19 protein-coding genes are annotated in these 19,161 nt (G+C 68.8%); 16 read left to right on the top strand and 3 right to left on the bottom strand.

Annotated elements, in window-relative coordinates; translation table 11 throughout:
- Window positions 1–164 precede the first annotated feature (164 nt).
- From PV679_RS11030 to PV679_RS11045, 4 genes are all read left to right on the top strand, one after another.
- A complete protein-coding gene (locus PV679_RS11030; protein ID WP_319680061.1) occupies window positions 165–1,040 on the top strand; it encodes a menaquinone biosynthesis protein in 876 nt (291 codons plus the stop codon).
- 129 nt (window positions 1,041–1,169) lie between these two features.
- The gene (gene mqnC, locus PV679_RS11035) at window positions 1,170–2,384 is read left to right on the top strand and encodes a cyclic dehypoxanthinyl futalosine synthase (protein ID WP_319679946.1); all 1,215 of its coding nucleotides are present in this window, start codon (window positions 1,170–1,172) and stop codon (window positions 2,382–2,384) included.
- A 7-nt stretch (window positions 2,385–2,391) separates the two neighbouring features.
- On the top strand, window positions 2,392–3,048 hold the full coding sequence (locus PV679_RS11040; RefSeq protein ID WP_319679947.1) for an imidazolonepropionase-like domain-containing protein: 657 nt from the start codon (window positions 2,392–2,394) through the stop codon (window positions 3,046–3,048).
- Between the two features lie 104 nt (window positions 3,049–3,152).
- Window positions 3,153–3,845 (top strand): demethylmenaquinone methyltransferase, encoded by a 693-nt coding sequence (locus PV679_RS11045; RefSeq protein WP_319679948.1) that lies wholly within the window; start codon window positions 3,153–3,155, stop codon window positions 3,843–3,845.
- 33 nt (window positions 3,846–3,878) lie between these two features.
- Here PV679_RS11045 and PV679_RS11050 read toward each other — a convergent pair whose 3' ends face one another.
- Window positions 3,879–4,388: a GNAT family N-acetyltransferase gene (locus tag PV679_RS11050; RefSeq protein WP_319680062.1), complete on the bottom strand. Its 510-nt coding sequence runs from the start codon at window positions 4,386–4,388 to the stop codon at window positions 3,879–3,881.
- Between the two features lie 107 nt (window positions 4,389–4,495).
- On the opposite strand from PV679_RS11050, the gene PV679_RS11055 reads away from it, so the two are divergent.
- A complete protein-coding gene (locus tag PV679_RS11055; protein WP_319679949.1) occupies window positions 4,496–5,782 on the top strand; it encodes a geranylgeranyl reductase family protein in 1,287 nt (428 codons plus the stop codon).
- 82 nt (window positions 5,783–5,864) lie between these two features.
- Here the strand turns inward: PV679_RS11055 and PV679_RS11060 are convergent, their stop codons facing one another.
- Together PV679_RS11060 and PV679_RS11065 are read right to left on the bottom strand one after the other, a co-directional pair.
- A complete protein-coding gene (locus tag PV679_RS11060) occupies window positions 5,865–6,416 on the bottom strand; it encodes a glycoside hydrolase family 25 protein (protein WP_319679950.1) in 552 nt (183 codons plus the stop codon).
- Between the two features lie 265 nt (window positions 6,417–6,681).
- Window positions 6,682–7,512, bottom strand: a complete 831-nt coding sequence (locus PV679_RS11065) for a C40 family peptidase (protein ID WP_319679951.1) — start codon at window positions 7,510–7,512, stop codon at window positions 6,682–6,684.
- An 803-nt stretch (window positions 7,513–8,315) separates the two neighbouring features.
- On the opposite strand from PV679_RS11065, the gene PV679_RS11070 reads away from it, so the two are divergent.
- The 11 genes from PV679_RS11070 to nuoK are packed head-to-tail and all read left to right on the top strand — an operon-like array spanning window position 8,316 to window position 19,148.
- Window positions 8,316–8,675 carry an NADH-quinone oxidoreductase subunit A gene (locus PV679_RS11070; protein ID WP_030379754.1) on the top strand — a complete coding sequence of 120 codons (360 nt, stop codon included), beginning with the start codon at window positions 8,316–8,318 and terminating at the stop codon, window positions 8,673–8,675.
- Between the two features lie 19 nt (window positions 8,676–8,694).
- Window positions 8,695–9,249 (top strand): NuoB/complex I 20 kDa subunit family protein, encoded by a 555-nt coding sequence (locus PV679_RS11075; protein WP_319679952.1) that lies wholly within the window; start codon window positions 8,695–8,697, stop codon window positions 9,247–9,249.
- Window positions 9,246–9,968 (top strand): NADH-quinone oxidoreductase subunit C, encoded by a 723-nt coding sequence (locus PV679_RS11080; protein ID WP_319679953.1) that lies wholly within the window; start codon window positions 9,246–9,248, stop codon window positions 9,966–9,968. The genes PV679_RS11075 and PV679_RS11080 overlap by 4 nt, the downstream gene beginning before the upstream one ends.
- Entirely contained in the window at window positions 9,968–11,290 is a 1,323-nt protein-coding gene (locus PV679_RS11085; RefSeq protein WP_319679954.1) for an NADH-quinone oxidoreductase subunit D, read from the top strand. The genes PV679_RS11080 and PV679_RS11085 overlap by 1 nt, the downstream gene beginning before the upstream one ends.
- 35 nt (window positions 11,291–11,325) lie before the next feature.
- Window positions 11,326–12,141: an NADH-quinone oxidoreductase subunit NuoE gene (gene nuoE, locus PV679_RS11090; protein ID WP_319679955.1), complete on the top strand. Its 816-nt coding sequence runs from the start codon at window positions 11,326–11,328 to the stop codon at window positions 12,139–12,141.
- Window positions 12,141–13,502 (top strand): NADH-quinone oxidoreductase subunit NuoF, encoded by a 1,362-nt coding sequence (gene nuoF / locus PV679_RS11095; RefSeq protein ID WP_319679956.1) that lies wholly within the window; start codon window positions 12,141–12,143, stop codon window positions 13,500–13,502. Before nuoE ends, nuoF begins: the two co-directional genes overlap by 1 nt.
- Window positions 13,499–16,009 (top strand): NADH-quinone oxidoreductase subunit G, encoded by a 2,511-nt coding sequence (locus tag PV679_RS11100; protein ID WP_319679957.1) that lies wholly within the window; start codon window positions 13,499–13,501, stop codon window positions 16,007–16,009. The genes nuoF and PV679_RS11100 overlap by 4 nt, the downstream gene beginning before the upstream one ends.
- On the top strand, window positions 16,006–17,406 hold the full coding sequence (gene nuoH, locus PV679_RS11105; RefSeq protein WP_319679958.1) for an NADH-quinone oxidoreductase subunit NuoH: 1,401 nt from the start codon (window positions 16,006–16,008) through the stop codon (window positions 17,404–17,406). The genes PV679_RS11100 and nuoH overlap by 4 nt, the downstream gene beginning before the upstream one ends.
- Entirely contained in the window at window positions 17,399–18,043 is a 645-nt protein-coding gene (gene nuoI, locus PV679_RS11110) for an NADH-quinone oxidoreductase subunit NuoI (RefSeq protein WP_319679959.1), read from the top strand. Before nuoH ends, nuoI begins: the two co-directional genes overlap by 8 nt.
- Entirely contained in the window at window positions 18,040–18,852 is an 813-nt protein-coding gene (locus tag PV679_RS11115; protein ID WP_319679960.1) for an NADH-quinone oxidoreductase subunit J, read from the top strand. Before nuoI ends, PV679_RS11115 begins: the two co-directional genes overlap by 4 nt.
- A complete protein-coding gene (gene nuoK / locus PV679_RS11120) occupies window positions 18,849–19,148 on the top strand; it encodes an NADH-quinone oxidoreductase subunit NuoK (protein ID WP_319679961.1) in 300 nt (99 codons plus the stop codon). Before PV679_RS11115 ends, nuoK begins: the two co-directional genes overlap by 4 nt.
- The last annotated feature ends 13 nt before the right edge of the window (window positions 19,149–19,161 follow it).

Genomic DNA, 19,161 nt, shown 5'->3' on the forward strand with positions numbered 1-19,161 from the left:
AAGGGCCTGACGTGCTGACGAACCGCGCCCCCGGGGCTGCCCCGAGTACGCCGCGGGTCTAGCCTCGCGATGTGGACAGTCCAGTAGAAAACGCAGCGACAGAAGCGGTAGAGGCAGCGGCGGAAGAAGCGGCGAGGGCGACCGATTCCGCCGGAGCCGGCGGAATCGCCCGGTCCGCCGAGGAGATCAGAACCGGCCATGGCCGGAGCCGGCCGCGTGTCGGCCATATCCAGTTCCTGAACTGTCTGCCCCTCTATTGGGGGCTCGCCAGGACCGGAACCCTGCTCGATCTGGAGCTGACGAAGGACACCCCGGAGAAACTCAGCGAACAGCTCGTGCGCGGCGAGCTGGATATCGCGCCCATCACCCTTGTCGAATTCCTCCGCAACGCGGACGAGCTTGTCGCCTTTCCCGATCTCGCGGTCGGCTGCGACGGGCCCGTGATGTCCTGCGTGATCGTGTCGCAGGTCCCGCTGGACCAGCTCGACGGCGCCCGGGTGGCCCTCGGTTCCACCTCCCGTACCTCGGTACGGCTGGCGCAGCTCCTGCTGACCGAGCAGTACAAGGTGGAGCCGGACTACTACACCTGCCCGCCGGACCTCGGCCTGATGATGCAGGAGGCGGAGGCGGCCGTCCTGATCGGCGACGCCGCGCTGCGCGCCTCGCTGCACGACGCGCCGCGGCTCGGTCTCCAGGTCCACGATCTCGGGCTGATGTGGAAGGAGTGGACCGGCCTGCCGTTCGTCTTCGCGGTGTGGGCGGCCCGCAAGGACTATCAGGCGCGTGAGCCCGCGGTCGTACGGAAGGTGCACGAGGCGTTCCTCGCGTCCCGCGATCTCTCCCTGGAAGAGGTCGCGAAGGTCGCCAAGCAGGCGGCGCGCTGGGAGTCCTTCGACGCGGAGCTGCTGGAGCGTTACTTCACGACGCTCGACTTCCGCTTCGGTCCCGATCAGCTCGCGGGCGTCACGGAGTTCGCGCGCCGGACCGGACCGACCACCGGCTTCCCGGCCGATGTGCGCGTGGAGCTGCTCCCGGCCTGAGCGGAGCGCCGGCCCGCCGGGACTTCCCGTGCTTCCCGGCGGGCCGCGCGCCTCACCGGAGGAGGCGTCCGAGCGCTGGCGTAGGCTGGATCGGTCGTCACACAGCCCCCTTGGGAAGGACCCGCACCGGTGACCGAGAAGGCCGACCTTACGTCCGAACATGTCACTGGCGTCCTTGACCGAGCCGCCGCGGGTGGCCGTATCACCTCCGAGGAAGCGCTCGACCTGTACCGCTCGGCGCCGCTGCACGCGCTCGGCGCCGCTGCCGACGCCGTACGCCGCCGCCGGTACGCCGGGACCGAGCACATCGCGACGTACATCATCGAGCGGAACATCAACTACACCAACGTCTGTGTGACGGCGTGCAAGTTCTGCGCCTTCTACGCCGCGCCCAAGGACACCGCCAAGGGCTGGAGCCGCGACCTCGACGACATCCTGCGCCGCTGCGCCGAGACCGTCGAGCTCGGCGGTACGCAGATCATGTTCCAGGGCGGACACCACCCGGACTACGGCGTGGAGTACTACGAGAAGCACTTCGCGGCGATCAAGAAGGCTTTTCCGCAGCTTGTCATCCACTCTCTCGGCGCCTCCGAGGTGGAGCACATGGCACGGATCTCCAAGGTCTCCGTCGAGGAGGCGATCCGGCGCATTCACGCCGCCGGACTCGACTCCTTCGCGGGCGCCGGCGCCGAGCTGCTGCCCGCGCGGCCGCGCAAGGCGATCGCACCGCTCAAGGAGTCCGGCGAGCGCTGGCTGGAGATCATGGAGACCGCTCACGGACTGGGTGTCGAGTCGACCTCCACGATGCTCATGGGCACGGGCGAGACCAACGCCGAGCGCATCGAGCACCTCCGGATGATCCGTGACGTACAGGACCGGACGGGCGGCTTCCGCGCGTTCATCCCGTACACCTACCAGCCGGAGAACAACCATCTGAAGGGCCAGACGCAGGCCACGCTCTTCGAGTACCTGCGCATGATCGCGATCGCGCGGATCTTCCTCGACAACGTCGCGCACATCCAGGGCTCCTGGCTGACCACGGGCAAGGAGGTCGGCCAGTTGTCGCTGCACTACGGCGCGGACGACCTCGGCTCGATCATGCTGGAGGAGAACGTCGTGTCCTCGGCCGGAGCCAGGCACCGCTCCAACCGGCTGGAGATCATCGATCTGATCCGCAAGGCGGGCCGGGTTCCGGCGCAGCGCGCCACCACGTACGAGCACCTCGTCGTGCACGACGACCCGGCGAACGACCCGGTCGACGACCGCGTGGCCTCGCACATCTCGTCGACGGCCATCGAGGGCGGCACGGCCCATCCGGAGCTGAAGCTGCTCAGCGCCAACTGACTCCGCCGTGCTGACCATTCACCGGGCCGGACTGCTGCTGCCGGGAGCCGGGCGTGAGCCCGTGCCCGGCGGCGCGGTGCTGGTCGAGGGACGGACGGTCGCCGCCGTCGGTCCCTACGAGAAGCTGGCGGCCCTGAGCCCGGCGGCCCGGGTCCGGAGCTGGCCGGGGATCATCACGCCCGGTCTGTGCAATCCGTACGGCCCGGAGCTGCTGGAGCGCGCGTACCATCCCGATCCGCGTGAGGCCGGCGCACTGGGAACCGAGCCGCTCACCGGCGAGGCGCTCGCCGCGCTGGAGATGACGGACACCCGGTGGGGAGCGAGCGCGCGGCGCGGGCTCCAGCGGATGCTGGCACACGGGACGGTCGCGGTCGCCGGAGATCTGCGGCGGGACACCGTGCTGGACGCGGTGGCGCGAGTCGGGCTGAGCGTCGAGGAACGCCGCACCGATCCGCCGGGCCGGCCCACGCTGGATCCCTTCGCGGGACGGCCGCCCGAGGAGGCGTTCCACGGCGCCGTGCTGGCCGGCCAGGGACTCGACGCGGACTTCGCGGTGTTCGCCGTGGAGCCGGCCGGCGATCCCTACGCGGCGCTGGCCGGGCGCGGGGCGGGCGGTTGCGTCGCCACCGTCCTCGGCGGCCGGCTGGTCCACCGGCGCGCGTGACTCCGGGGCCGCCTGCGAGAATGGCGTGCGTACCGCGACGGACATGCGGTGCGCCGGGACCGTACCGCGCCGCACCGGACCCTAGACAAGCGAGGCCGACGCCAGTGACCCGGGCAACTCTGGACAAGCAGCCGCACGAAGTCGCGTCGATGTTCGACGACGTGGCGGCGAAGTACGACCTCACCAACGATGTGCTGTCGCTCGGCCAGGCGAGGCTGTGGCGCAGGGAGGTCGCCAAGGCCGTGCACGCGCGGCCGGCGGAGAAGATCCTGGACCTGGCGGCGGGCACGGCCACCTCCTCGCTGCCGTTCGCCGCCACCGGTGCGTATGTCGTGCCCTGCGACTTCTCCCTGGGCATGCTGCGGGAGGGCAAGAAGCGGCACTCCTGGATGCCGTTCACGGCCGGAGACGCGACAAGGCTGCCGTTCGCCGACGAGGTCTTCGACGCGGTGACGATCTCCTTCGGGCTGCGCAATGTCCAGGACACGGATCTCGCGCTGCGTGAGCTGTACCGGGTGACGAAGCCCGGCGGACGCGTGGTGATCTGCGAGTTCTCGCATCCGACCTGGGCGCCGTTCAGGACCGTCTACACGGAGTATCTGATGCGCGCGCTGCCGCCGGCCGCGCGGGCCGTCTCCTCCAACCCCGACGCGTACGTCTATCTCGCCGAGTCGATCCGCGCCTGGCCCGACCAGCCCGCGCTCGCGGCGCGGCTGCGGGACGCGGGCTGGTCCAAGGTGGCCTGGCGCGATCTGACGGGCGGGATCGTGGCGCTGCACCGCGGCGTGCGGGTCTGAACACGCGGCTCGGGCGGTTCTCCGGCCGGAGTCTCAGAGCGCCAGCCGGAAGCAGTACGCCTCCTGGCCGGAGCCAGGCGGCACATAGGTCTCCGCCGGTTCCATGCCCAGCCGCCGGGTCACCGCCAGCGATCGTGTGTTGCGCGAGTTCACCATCGCCACGACCTCGCCGACGCCCGCCGCGCGCACCCGCTCCAGAGTGGCCCGCGCGGCGGCGGTGGCGTAACCGCGGCCCCAGTACGCCCGGCCGAGCCGCCAGCCGATCTCGATCTCGCCGACCGGCCCGTAGGACTCGTGCGGCCACGGCTGCGCGCCGGTGAAGCCGATGACCTCACCGTGGTCGTCCAGCATCGTCCAGAGGCAGAAGCCGTGCACGGCGTCATGTCTGCGCTGGCGTGCGGTCAGCTCTTCGTACACCGACATCTCCGCCGCCGCTCCGCCGTGGAACTCCATCACCTCCGGATCGTCGAACACCCGGTGCCAGGCGAGCGCGTCCTCCTCCGTGGGGACACGGAGCTGGACCACGGGGAGCGGCTTGGTCATATTGCTCACGGGGGCAGCCCTTCAACTGGTGGATCAGTACGCACCCATAGACTGCACACGTCGAGTGCCGTCCGGTACGCAATTTCGAGTCTTCGGGAGAACCCGCTGTGACCGAGCCCCTCTCCGAAAACACCGCAGATGTGATCGTCGTCGGGGCCGGCCCGGCGGGCTCCACGACCGCGTACTACCTCGCCAAGGCGGGCCTGGACGTGCTGTTGCTGGAGAAGACGGCGTTCCCGCGCGAGAAGGTCTGCGGTGACGGTCTGACCCCGCGGGCCACCAAACAGCTTGTGTCGATGGGCATCGACATCTCGGAAGAGGCCGGCTGGCTGCGCAACAAGGGCCTGCGGATCATCGGCGGCGGTGTACGGCTCCAGCTCGACTGGCCGGATCTCGCCAGTTACCCGGACTACGGACTGGTCCGCAAGCGCGACGACTTCGACGAACAGCTCGCCAGGCAGGCGCAGAAGGCCGGTGCGCGGCTGTACGAGCGGTGCAATGTCGGGGCGCCGATCACCGACGAGCGCACCGGCCGTATCACCGGTGTGCACGCCAAGCTCGGCGAGGAGAAGACGCCGGTCACCTTTCACGCGCCGCTGGTCGTCGCCGCCGACGGCAACTCGACCCGGCTGTCGCTCGCGATGGGGCTGCACCGGCGCGAGGACCGGCCGATGGGTGTCGCCGTCCGTACGTATTTCACCTCGCCGCGCCACGACGACGACTATCTGGAGTCCTGGCTGGAGCTGTGGGACCGGCGCGGCCCCGGCGAGGACCGGCTGCTGCCCGGCTACGGCTGGATCTTCGGCATGGGCGACGGTACGTCCAATGTCGGCCTGGGTGTCCTCAACACCTCCGACTCCTTCAAGGAGCTGGACTGGCGGGAGGTGCTCAAGGCCTGGTGCGCGTCGATGCCGGAGGACTGGGGCTACACCCCGGAGAACATGACGATGCCGATCCGCGGCGCCGCGCTGCCGATGGCGTTCAACCGCCAGCCGCACTACACCAAGGGCCTGCTGCTGGTCGGTGACGCGGGCGGTCTGGTCAACCCGTTCAACGGCGAGGGCATCGCGTACGCCATGGAGTCGGGCCAGATCGCGGCCGATGTCATCGTCCAGGCGCATGCCCGTGCCACGCCCGCACAGCGCGAACTGGCCCTGCACCACTATCCGAAGATCCTCAAGGACACCTACGGCGGCTACTACACGCTGGGCCGCGCGTTCGTGAAGCTGATCGGCAATCCGAAGGTCATGAAGATCGCGACGCAGCGCGGTCTGACGCATCCGCTGCTGATGAAGTTCACGCTGAAGATGCTGGCGAATCTGACGGACCCGACGGGTGGCGACGCCATGGACCGCATCATCAACGGCCTCTCCAAGGTGGCTCCGAAGGCCTGACGCCCGGACGGCGGCGGCGCGGCGCCGGAGCACCGCCGCCGCACGGGATCCGCTCGACGGCGGTCCCGGACGGGAGCCGCCGCTATCCCACGTCGGCCCAGTCGCGCAGCGCCGTCCGGTTGTCGAACCGGCCGAGGTTGGTGTCGACGGGGCTGTCGGTGTACTGGTGGAACTTCCACGCGGCCTTGATGCGGGGCTTTCCCGCGGTCACGTAGTCCGCGATCCAGAGGGCGTCGCCGGCGTTACTGGTGGTGTCGCGGTTGAGCCAGTAGTACTGGCCGCAGTACAGCCCGACCCGGTGGGTGGCGCCGCGCAGCCGCTTCACCTCGGCGAGGAACGAGTCCTTCTGCGCGCAGGAGACCTCGTCGTCCTCCCAGTCGGCGAAGAGCGGGTCGCCCTCGATGCTGGCGCACTCCTCGACGAAGTACGCGGCCTGCGCCTTCATGCTGCCGGGACGCAGGAAGTGGTAGAAGCCGACGACCAGCCCGGCGCCGCGGGCCCGGGCGGCCTGCGCGGTCATGCGCGGGTTGATGTACGACGTGCCCTCGGTGGCCTTGACGAAGACGAAGTCGAGGCCGGCCGTGCTGAATGTCGAGCTCTGGTAGGACGAAACGTCGATGCCTTTTACCGTCATGGGTGGTGCCTCCTGGGCTGAAAGAGCGCCCGCTGGTGCGGGATGGTTCAAGTGGCTCCTACCCACTGGCCGTTGGCATCAGTTCGGCTCCGGAGTGAAGGCCCGTTTCGCGCTCCGGGCGCCGGCGCCGCGAGCGGGCCGGACCTTCTTCGCAAGAGGCATCCAAGAGGCATTAAAGTGAACTAATACGACAAAAGCCCGCATCCCCCCGAGCGGGTTGCGGGCTTTCGTCATATCGGTTGTACCGCTACCGCGGCCTTTTGTGTCAGAGGACGCGGACCGCGCCGCTCGGCTGGTCCCAGTCCAGAGACCTCAGGACCACACCGGAGCTGGGGTTCTGCGCGCCGACGAACTGGCCGTCGCCCACATAGACACCCACGTGGTACGCGCTGCCCGCGCCGCCCCAGTAGAGGATGTCGCCCGGCTGGAGGTTGCTCAGCGAGACCTGGGTGCCGGCCGTCGACTGGTCGCCGGAGACCCGGGGAAGGTCGATGCCGATCTGGCGGTACGCGGCCTGGACGAGGCCGGAGCAGTCCCACGCGTTGGGGCCTGTGCCGCCCATGACGTAGGCGTCGCCGACCTGCGCCTTGACGAAGGAGACGAGGGCCGCGGCCGACCCGGTGGCCTGAGAGGTGCCCGACGAGGCGGCGCGGTCGCCGGAGCCGGTGCTCTTGGAGGCCGTGGCGAGCGTGGTGCGCTCGGCGGAGCGGGAGGCGCGCTCGGCGGACGCGGCCTTGGCGCGGGCCTCCTCCTCGGCCTTCTTCTTCTTTTCCTTCGCTGTGCGCTCCGCCTCGGCCTGGGCCTTCTTGGCGGTCTCGGCGGCCTTGGTGGCGGCCGCGTCTTCCTGGGCACGTGACTCGATGTCGAGCGCGATCTGCTGGGTCGCGTCGGCGGACCGTTCGAAGCTGCCCGCGAGCCCGGAGGTGAGCGTAGGCATTTCGATGGTCTCGGTCACAGGCTCGGCGTTCGCCGGGGCGGCGGCACCGGCTACCGCGATGGTGCTGAGTACGCCACCGGCAACTCCGGCGCGAAAGGCGACCTTCGACGCTCTCCGGCGGGGCTTCCGGTGGCTGGGTATGTGAGCGGTGTGGGACATGAGTACTACGGCTATCAGGCGTGCCCGGGTTGCCGTCAAGGGACGTGTGTTGCGCCACAGTTACTTTCGGAATATCTGAATCCGCTTAGCGACGACCTTTATTGACGCCGTAACGGTCAAATCGGGCATCGGTGATCATGGTCGTGATCACAGGCTTTCCGGGAAACGTCCGAATTGCCCGCCACTTACCACCCCTTCACGTCCATGGCCAAGCCCGCTTCTCCTGTGGATCGGGTGGAGTGGTAAGGGTCACAGGGTGGTCGTAGTCCGGAGGTCGTAGGCGCCGCGAAACCGTCCAGGACGGCCGCGCGGGTGAAACCGCCGGATGATCACGGTGCGGATCCGGCCGGTTACGGCTCCGCGCGGTCACCTCGTGAACGCGTGCACGTGTCCACATCGCTCCTCGCGCGCCGCTCGCGCGGGTGAGCGGCGTCGCCTTATCACTCGAAAGCGTTCCACCGCCAATTTGCTTGCACGGTGCATCCCTTGATAGGCCACACGCCTTCCACCAGCGATGATGGGCCTGGATGTCACATATGGTGACCGGGCTGCCGCTTTGCGTGTGAAGGGCACCGCTCATCCGGCTTCATGATCCTTCGCGCGGTGGTGGAGATCACAAAGGCGGTGTCGTACCCCGTGTCGCAGATCACAGACCGACAGGCATAGGATGCGGGGCAGTCGGGCTTGTGAACTGCCTCACATGTAGACGATCTTCAAGGATCTTCCGCGTTCTCCGGCGAGGCGGCGAAGTGAATGCCCGGTGCGGTCCAACGGTCAAGGACGACTGGAAGGAGCTGAGGGGCGTGAATGCCTACGCACCCATCCTCGTGCTCGGCGCCCTCGGGGCTGGGTTTGCGATCTTCTCCGTGGTCATGGCCACGCTTATCGGCCCAAAACGGTACAACCGGGCAAAACTTGAAGCGTATGAGTGTGGCATCGAGCCCACGCCGACGCCGGCCGGAGGCGGCCGTTTCCCGATCAAGTACTACCTGACGGCGATGCTCTTCATCGTCTTCGACATCGAGATCGTCTTCCTTTACCCCTGGGCCGTCACCTTTGACTCCCTGGGGATTTTCGGGCTCGTGGAGATGCTGCTCTTCGTGCTCACCGTCTTCGTCGCCTACGCGTATGTGTGGCGGCGCGGCGGTCTGGAATGGGACTAAAGGGGCTGAGGGGCCACCAATGGGACTCGAAGAGAAGCTGCCGAGCGGTTTTCTGCTGACCACCGTCGAACAGGCCTCGGGCTGGGTGCGGAAGTCGTCCGTCTTCCCCGCCACCTTCGGCCTCGCCTGCTGCGCCATCGAGATGATGACGACCGGCGCCGGGCGGTACGACCTGGCGCGGTTCGGCATGGAGGTCTTCCGTGGTTCGCCGCGGCAGGCCGATCTGATGATCGTGGCCGGGCGGGTGAGCCAGAAGATGGCGCCTGTTCTCCGGCAGGTCTATGACCAGATGCCCAACCCCAAGTGGGTGATCTCCATGGGGGTTTGCGCATCATCGGGCGGGATGTTCAATAATTACGCGATTGTGCAGGGTGTGGACCATATTGTCCCAGTAGATATCTATTTGCCGGGCTGTCCGCCGCGGCCCGAAATGCTGATGGACGCGATTCTCAAGCTCCACCAGAAGATCCAGGGCACCAAGCTCGGGGTCAACGCGGAGGAAGCGGCCCGTGAGGCGGAGGAAGCGGCCCTGAAGGCGCTCCCGTTGATCGAGATGAAGGGGCTGCTGCGGTGAGCGACGAGCAGCGATCCGGGAACAACGTCCCCACTCCGCGCGACGACACCGGCGAGGTGATCGGCGTACGGAAGGGCATGTTCGGCGCCCGCAACGGCGGAGACACCTCCGGTTACGGCGGTCTCGTACGGACGGTGACACTGCCGGGCGCGTCCGCGCGGCCGTACGGCGGCCCCGGCGGAGTCTTCGACGAGATCGCCGACGAGCTCGAAGGCGCGCTGGAGGAGCAGGGCCTCGTCCCCGGCAACGCCATCGAGAAGACGGTCGTCGACCGTGCCGAACTCACCTTCCACATCGCGCGCGAGCACCTTGTCCAGGTCGCGCGCACCCTGCGCGACGACCCGGCGCTGCGCTTCGAGCTCTGTACCGGGGTGTCGGGCGTCCACTTCCCCGGCGACAAGGGCCGCGAGCTGCACGCCGTCTACCATCTGCGGTCGCTCACCCACGGCCGGCTGATCCGGCTGGAGGTGTCCGCTCCGGACGCCGACCCGCATGTGCCGTCCCTGGTCGCGGTCTATCCGACCAACGACTGGCACGAGCGCGAGACGTACGACTTCTTCGGCCTGATCTTCGACGGCCACCCCGCCCTGACCCGGATCATGATGCCGGACGACTGGCAGGGCTTCCCGCAGCGCAAGGACTATCCGCTCGGCGGGATCGCCGTCGAGTACAAGGGCGCCCAGATCCCGGCTCCGGACCAGCGGAGGTCGTACTCCTGATGTCTGCTCCCCACGCAACGCCCCGTGCGACGACCGAGGGCACCGTATACACCGTCACCGGCGGAGACTGGGACGAGGTCGTCCAGTCCGCCGCCAAGGCGGACGACGAGCGGATCGTCGTCAACATGGGTCCGCAGCATCCCTCCACCCACGGAGTGCTGCGGCTGATCCTGGAGATCGAGGGCGAGACCGTCACCGAGGCCCGCTGCGGCATCGGCTATCTGCACACCGGTATCGAGAAGAACCTCGAATTCCGTAACTGGACGCAGGGCACCACCTTCGTCACGCGCATGGACTATCTGACGTCGTTCTTCAACGAGACGGCGTACTGCCTGGGCGTGGAGAAGCTGCTCGGTATCGAGGACCAGATCCCGGACCGGGCCACCGTCCTGCGCGTGCTGCTGATGGAGCTGAACCGGCTCTCCTCGCACCTGGTCTGCATCGCCACCGGCGGTATGGAACTGGGCGCGACGACGATCATGATCTACGGCTTCCGCGATCGTGAACTGATTCTCGACGCCTATGAGCTGATCACCGGCCTGCGGATGAACCACGCGTTCATCCGGCCCGGCGGACTCGCCCAGGATCTGCCTCCGGGCGCCGTCGACGCGCTGCGCGAGCTGCTGAGGACACTGCGGAAGAACCTGCCGGAGTACGACAAACTCGCGACCGGCAATCCCATCTTCAAGGCCCGTATGCAGGACGTCGGCTATCTCGACCTGGCCGGCTGCATGGCGCTGGGCGCCACCGGACCGATCCTGCGCTCCGCCGGGCTCCCGCACGACCTGCGCAGGTCCGACCCGTACTGCGGCTACGAGACCTACGAATTCGATGTCCCGACCGCCGACACCTGCGACGCGTACGGCCGCTTCCTGATCCGGCTGGAGGAGATGCGCCAGTCGCTGCGCATCGTCGAACAGTGCCTGGACCGGCTGGAGCCGGGCCCGGTGATGGTCGCGGACAAGAAGATCGCCTGGCCGGCGCAGCTCGCGCTCGGCCCGGACGGACTGGGCAACTCGCTCGACCACATCAAGAACATCATGGGCACGTCCATGGAGGCTCTGATCCATCACTTCAAGCTGGTGACGGAGGGCTTCCGGGTGCCGCCGGGACAGGCGTACGCCGCCGTGGAGTCGCCCAAGGGCGAGCTCGGCGCGCATGTCGTCTCCGACGGAGGCACGCGTCCGTACCGGGTCCACTTCCGTGATCCGTCCTTCACCAATCTGCAGTCCATGGCGGCGATGTGCGAGGGCGGCCAGGTCGCCGATGTCATCGTCGCCGTGGCGTCCATCGACCCCGTGATGGGAGGCGTCGACCGGTGACAGTCACACCGTCCAGTTCCGAGGTCAGCTTGGGGATGCCGCAGCTCCCCGCCCCCGAGTATCCGGCCGAGGTACGGGCCAGGCTCGAAGCGGACGCCAAGGAGATCATCGCCCGCTATCCAGGGTCGCGGTCCGCACTGCTCCCGCTGCTGCATCTCGTGCAGTCGGAAGAGGGCTATGTCTCGCGCACGGGCATGGCCCTCTGCGCGCGGCTGCTCGATCTGACCACCGCCGAGGTCACCGCCGTCGCGACCTTCTACTCCATGTACCGGCGCAAGCCGAGCGGTGACTACCAGGTCGGTGTCTGCACCAACACGCTCTGCGCGGTGATGGGTGGCGACGCCATCTTCGAGGAACTGAAGGAGCACCTCGGCGTCGGCAACGACGAGACGACCGAGGACGGCAAGATCACCCTTGAGCACATCGAGTGCAACGCGGCGTGCGACTTCGCGCCGGTGGTGATGGTCAACTGGGAGTTCTTCGACAACCAGACGCCGGAAACCGCCAAGCGCCTCGTCGACGATCTGAGGGAAGGGCTGCGCGTCGAGCCCACCCGCGGCGCGCCGCTCTGTACGTACAAGGAGACGGCGCGCATCCTCGCCGGCTTCCCCGACGAGCGGCCCGGCGCCGTCGAGGCCACCGGCGGTGCGGGACCGGCGTCGCTCACCGGACTGCGGCTCGCCAAGGGAGAGGGACCCCAGCCGCGAGTGGTCCGCCCGCGCGACGCGAGGACACCGCACGACGAGCCGCAGCCGGGCTCGCGCCATCTCAGCTCGCACGACGCACCGCAGCAGACGTCGGCCTCCGACCCCTCGCACCCGGCCGGACCAGCCGCAGAGGAGGGGGAGTGATGACCATGGCAGCCGAACTCAACGAGAACGGGACCAGCCCCGAGAAGCTTCTCGCGCCTGTCCTGTCCGCCTTCTGGGACCAGCCGGAGTCCTGGACCCTGGCCACCTATGAGCGGCACGAGGGATACGAAGGGCTGAAGAAGGCCCTCGCCATGACGCCCGACGACCTCATCGCGTACGTCAAGGACGCGGGTCTGCGCGGCCGCGGCGGCGCCGGCTTTCCCACCGGGATGAAGTGGCAGTTCATCCCGCAGGGCGACGGCAAGCCGCACTATCTGGTGGTCAACGCGGACGAGTCGGAGCCGGGCACCTGCAAGGACATCCCTCTTCTCTTCGCCAATCCGCACTCCCTCATCGAGGGCATCGTGATCGCCTGCTACGCGATCCGCTCGCAGAACGCGTTCATCTATCTGCGCGGCGAGGTCGTCCCCGTACTGCGCAGGCTGCACGAAGCCGTCCGCGAGGCATACGCGGCGGGCTATCTCGGCAAGAACATCCTGGGCAGCGGACTCGATCTCGATGTCGTCGTGCACGCGGGCGCGGGCGCGTACATCTGCGGCGAGGAGACCGCGCTGCTGGACTCCCTGGAGGGCCGTCGCGGACAGCCCCGGCTGCGTCCTCCCTTCCCTGCTGTCGCGGGGCTCTACGCCTGCCCCACTGTGGTGAACAACGTCGAGTCCATCGCGTCCGTTCCCGCGATCCTGAACCGTGGCAAGGAGTGGTTCAGGTCGATGGGCAGCGAGAAGTCGCCGGGCTTCACGCTCTACTCGCTCAGCGGCCATGTCACCAACCCCGGCCAGTACGAGGGCCCGCTCGGCCTCACCCTGCGCCAGCTCCTCGACATGGGCGGCGGCATCAGGGCCGGCCACCGGCTGAAGTTCTGGACGCCCGGCGGCTCCTCGACGCCGATGTTCACCGACGAACACCTCGATGTCCCGCTGGACTACGAGGGCGTCGGCGCCGCCGGCTCCATGCTCGGCACCAAGGCGCTCCAGTGTTTCGACGAGACGACCTGTGTCGTCCGGGCCGTGACGCGCTGGACCGAGTTCTACGCCCATGAGTCCTGCGGCAAGTGCACGCCCTGCCGGGAAGGCACCTACTGGCTGGTCCAGCTCCTGCGCGACATCGAGGCCGGCAAGGGACGGCTGTCCGACCTCGACAAGCTGAACGACATCGCCGACACCATCAACGGCAAGTCGTTCTGCGCGCTCGGCGACGGCGCCGCCGCTCCGATCTTCTCCTCGCTCATGTACTTCCGCGAGGAGTACGAGCAGCACATCACCGGCAAGGGCTGCCCCTTCGACCCCGCGAAGTCCACCGCGTGGGCAGACCAGAACCCGCACCTGGAGGTGAACGCATGACAGTCACCACGTCTGCCCCCTCCGGCGGCGGCGAGGCGGCGGTCCCGCCCGAGGATCTTGTCTCGCTGACGATCGACGGCATCGAGATCTCCGTCCCGAAGGGGACCCTGGTGATCCGCGCCGCCGAGCTGCTCGGCATCGAGATCCCGCGATTCTGCGACCATCCGCTCCTCGACCCGGTCGGCGCCTGCCGCCAGTGCATCGTCGAGGTGGAGGGCCAGCGCAAGCCGATGGCCTCCTGCACCATCACCTGCACCGACGGCATGGTCGTCAAGTCGCAGGTCACCTCGCCGGTCGCCGAGAAGGCCCAGCGCGGTGTGATGGAGCTGCTGCTCATCAACCACCCGCTGGACTGTCCCGTCTGCGACAAGGGCGGCGAGTGTCCGCTGCAGAACCAGGCCATGCAGGTCGGCGAGGCGGACACCCGCTTCGAGGGCAGGAAGCGGACGTTCGACAAGCCCGTGCCGATCTCCACGCAGGTGCTGCTCGACCGTGAGCGGTGCGTGCTGTGCGCGCGCTGCACCCGGTTCTCCAACCAGGTCGCGGGCGACCCGATGATCGAGCTGCTGGAGCGCGGCGCGCTCCAGCAGGTCGGCACCGGCGAGGGCGACCCGTTCCAGTCGTACTTCTCCGGGAACACCATCCAGATCTGCCCGGTGGGCGCGCTGACCTCGGCGGCGTACCGATTCCGCTCCCGCCCGTTCGACCTGGTGTCCTCGCCGAGCGTCTGCGAGCACTGCGCGGGCGGCTGCGCCACCCGCACCGACCACCGGCGCGGCAAGGTCATGCGGCGCATGGCGGCCGACGATCCCGAGGTCAACGAGGAGTGGATCTGCGACAAGGGACGGTTCGGCTTCCGCTACGCGCAGAAGCCCGACCGGCTGACGACCCCGCTCGTACGGAACGCGGACGGTGTCCTCGAACCGGCGAGCTGGCCGGAGGCACTGGAGGCCGCCGCCCGCGGTCTGAGCGCCGCGCGCGGCCGGGCCGGTGTGCTGGCCGGCGGCCGGCTGACCGTCGAGGACGCCTACGCGTACGCCAAGTTCGCCCGCGTCGCCCTCGACACGAACGACATCGACTTCCGCGCGCGCGTGCACAGCGGCGAGGAGGCCGACTTCCTGGCCGCCCAGGTCGCCGGCCGGGGCCGCGACCTGGACGGTACGGGGCTGACGTACACCACGCTGGAGAAGGCACCGGCCGTCCTGCTGGTGGGCTTCGAGTCCGAGGAGGAGGCGCCCGGCGTCTTCCTGCGGCTGCGCAAGGCGCACCGCAAGCACCGGCAGAGCGCCTTCTCGCTGGCGACGCACGCCACCCGCGGTCTGGAGAAGGCCGGCGGCACGCTGCTGCCGGCCGCGCCCGGCACCGAGCCCGACTGGCTGGACGCCCTGGCGTCCGGCACGGGACTGGACGGTGACGGCGCCCGGGCCGCCGAGGCGCTGCGCGCGCCGGGCGCCGTGATCGTCGTCGGCGAACGGCTCGCCGCGGTTCCCGGCGGGCTCACCGCCGCCGTCCGGGCCGCCGCCGCCACCGGCGCCCGGCTCGGCTGGATCCCCCGGCGGGCCGGCGAGCGCGGCGCCGTCGAGGCGGGCGCGCTCCCGTCGCTGCTGCCCGGCGGCCGGCCCGCCACCGACCCGCGGGCCCGTGAGGAGACCGCGGCGGTCTGGGGCGTACGCGAACTGCCGCAGCGGTACGGCCGCGACACCGGCCAGATCGTCGCGGCCGCCGCCACCGGTGAGCTGGCCGCACTGGTCGTCGCCGGTGTCGAGGTCGCGGATCTGCCGGACCCGGTGGCCGCGCGGGCCGCGCTGGACGCGGTCGGCTTCCTGGTCTCGCTGGAGCTGCGGCCGAGCGAGGTCACCGACCGCGCGGACGTGGTCTTCCCGGTCGCGGCCGTCGCCGAGAAGCCCGGCACCTTCCTCAACTGGGAAGGCAGGGCGCGGCTGTTCGAGGCCGCGCTGAAGCCGGAGCAGATGACGCGGCGCCTGCCGCCGAGCGACGCGCGGGTACTGCACATGCTGGCCGACGCCCTGGACGTGCACTTCGCGCTGCCGGATCTCAGGGCCGTACGCGCCGAACTGGACCGGCTCGGCGGCTGGGACGGGCCGCACGCCACCGAACCGCGCGAATCCGCCCGGCCGGTGCCCAGGCCCGGCGGCGGCGAGGCGGTCCTCGCGGGCCATCGGCTCCTGCTCGACCAGGGCCGTCTCCAGGACGGCGACGAGGCCCTGGCGGGCACCCGGCACGCGGCGGTCGCCCGGCTCTCCGCCGCGACGGCCGCGGAGACCGGCGTCAAGGACGGCGACGAGCTGGCCGTCACCGGCCCGGCCGGCACGGTGGCGCTTCCGCTGCGGGTGACGGAGATGCCCGACCGGGTCGTCTGGCTGCCGCTCAACTCCACCGGCGGCGGTGTCCTCGCGGACACCGGCTCCCGTCCCGGGACGCTCGTCCGTATCGGCCCCGCCGAGCCGGCGGACGCGGCTCCCGCCACTCCGGAGGTGCACGCATGACCGCCCTCGCCCAGCTCGCGGCGGACCCGGTGAGTGTTCTCGCCGCCGAGGACCTGTCGTTGTTCGGCCGCGATCCCTGGTGGCTCGTGGTCGTCAAGGCGGTGTTCTGCTTCGCGTTCCTGATGGTGACCGTGCTCTTCTCCATCGTGTGGGAGCGCAAGGTCGTCGCCTGGATGCAGTTGCGCATCGGGCCCAACCGGCACGGTCCCTGGGGCATGCTCCAGTCGCTCGCCGACGGCATCAAGCTGATGCTGAAGGAGGACCTGGTCGTCAAGCGCGCGGACAAGGTCGTCTACATCCTCGCGCCGATCATCGCCGCGGTGCCGGCCTTCATGGCGATCGCCGTGATCCCGTTCGGGCCGTCCGGCAACGAGGTCTCGATCTTCGGCCACCGCACCACGATGCAGCTCACCGACCTGCCGATCGCGATGCTCTACATCCTCGCGGTCGCCTCGGTCGGGATCTACGGCATCGTCCTCGCGGGCTGGTCGTCGGGGTCGACGTATCCGCTGCTCGGCGGTCTGCGCTCGTGCGCGCAGATGATCTCGTACGAGATCGCGATGGGCGCCGCGTTCGCCTCGGTGTTCCTCTACTCCGGGTCCATGTCGACCTCGGCGATCGTCGAGGCGCAGGCGGACCGCTGGTACATCGTGCTGCTGCCGGTCTCCTTCATCATCTACATCGTCACGATGGTGGGCGAGACCAACCGCGCTCCGTTCGACATGCCGGAGTCCGAGGGCGACCTGGTCGGAGGCTTCAACACCGAGTACTCGTCGATCAAGTTCGCGATGTTCATGCTCGCCGAGTACGTCAACATGGTCACCGTCTCGGCCGTCGCGACGACGCTCTTCCTCGGCGGCTGGCGTGCTCCCTGGCCGGTCTCCACCTTCTGGGAGGGCGCGAACCACGGCTGGTGGCCGATGCTCTGGTTCGTCGTCAAGGTCCAGCTTCTGCTCTTCTTCTTCATCTGGCTGCGCGGCACGCTGCCCCGTGTCCGCTATGACCAGCTCATGAAGCTCGGCTGGAAGATCCTGATCCCGGTCTCGGTGGTCTGGCTGATGCTCGTCGCGACCGTACGGGCGCTGCGGAACGAGAACTACGCCTTCCAGTCGATCGTGCTGTACGTCGGCGGGGCGGTCATCGCGGTCCTGCTGCTCTCCTTCGTCGTGGACATCTTCCGTGACAAGAAGGAGAGGGCCGAGGCGGCGAAGGAGCCGGAGCCGCCCGCCTTCGACCCGATGGCGGGTGGATTCCCGGTGCCACCGCTGCCGGGCCAGACACTGCCACCGGTGCCGCGCAGGCGTCCGCGCCAGGAGCGCGAGCTGATTGTCAGTGGTGGCGGCAATACTGTGAGTGACGGTACCGAGAGTGACGGAAAGGAGGCTGACGGTGTCTGACTCTTCGCAGGGGGACGCCCCCCGTACCCCCCGGAATCCGGTGGCCGGCTTCGGCGTGACCTTCAAGGCCATGTTCAAGAAGCGGCTGACCGAGCAGTATCCGGAACAGCAGAAGGTGACGGCGCCGCGTTTCCACGGCCGGCACCAGCTCAACCGGCATCCGGACGGCCTGGAGAAGTGCATCGGCTGCGAGTTGTGCGCCTGGGCCTGTCCGGCGGACGCGATCTATGTGGAAGGCGCGGACAACACCGACGAGGAGCGCTACTCGCCCGGTGAGCGTTACGGCCGCGTCTACCAGATCAACTACGCCCGCTGCATTCTCTGCGGACTGTGCATCGAGGCATGCCCGACCCGGGCGCTCACGATGACCAATGACTTCGAGCTGGCCGACAGCTCCCGCGAGAGCCTCATCTACACAAAGGAGCAGCTCCTCGCGGGACTTGAGGAAGGCATGGTCGAGTCGCCGCACTCGATCTTCCCGGGCACGGACGAGCAGGACTACTACCGGGGCCTGGTCACCGAGGCCGCGCCCGGTACGGTCCGGCAGGTCCCGCTGACCAAGTCCGGGCGGCCGCAGGAAGGCGCCTCGGACTTCGGCGAGGACGAGCCGGCGTCGAGGAAGGTGATCGGCGGATGAACGCGATCGCCGCCTCCGTCACCTCGACCGGTGAGGCCGTCCAGTTCTGGATCCTCGGCACCGTCGCCCTGATCGGCGCGCTCGGCACGATCCTGATGAAGAAGGCCGTGCACAGCGCACTGTGCCTCGCCGGGACGATGATCGTCCTGGCGGTCTTCTATCTGGCCAACGGCGCCTATTTCCTGGGCATCGTGCAGATCGTCGTCTACACCGGCGCGATCATGATGCTGTTCCTCTTCGTCGTCATGCTGGTCGGAGTCACCGCCGCCGACTCTCTCAAGGAGACGCTCCGGGGCCAGCGTTGGTGGGCCGCGATCTGCGGGCTCGGCTTCGGCGCCCTGCTGGTCGCCGGGATCGGCAATGCCTCGCTGAACTCGTTCACCGGGCTCGGCCAGGCCAACGCCGGAGGCAATGTCGAAGGACTGGCCGCTCTGATCTTCACCAAGTACGTCTTCGCCTTCGAGATCACCGGCGCGCTGCTGATCACCGCGGCCGTCGGCGCGATGGTGCTCACGCACCGGGAGCGCACCGAACGGGCCAAGACACAGCGGGAGATGGCCGAGGAGCGCGTACGCAAGGGGACGCAGCTCCCACCGCTGCCCGCTCCCGGTGTCTACGCCAGGCACAACGCGGTAAACATCGCCGGTCTGCTGCCGGACGGCACCGCGTCCGAGCTGACGGTCAACAAGACGCTGAAGGACCGTGGCCAGATCCGCGACGTGTCGAACGAGGCCATCTCGGACCTCAAGGCGCTGGAGCAGCGGTCGGCGGAGCGGCTGGGCCGCAAGGAGGATGAGATCAAGCGATGAACCCGGTCTACTACCTCTATCTCGCCTCTCTGCTCTTCACCATCGGCGCGGCCGGTGTGCTGATCCGGCGGAACGCGATCGTGGTCTTCATGTGCGTCGAGCTGATGCTCAACGCCTGCAATCTCGCGTTCGTGACCTTCGCCCGGATGCACGGCAATCTCGACGGCCAGATCATCGCCTTCTTCACGATGGTCGTCGCCGCCGCGGAGGTCGTGGTCGGGCTCGCGATCATCGTGTCCGTGTTCCGTTCCCGCCACTCGGCCTCGGTCGACGACGCCAGCCTGATGAAGCTCTGAGGGGTCGCTGAAT

Origin of the sequence: Streptomyces sp. AK02-01A, from assembly GCF_033795305.1 — a bacterium.
Classification (GTDB): domain Bacteria; phylum Actinomycetota; class Actinomycetes; order Streptomycetales; family Streptomycetaceae; genus Streptomyces.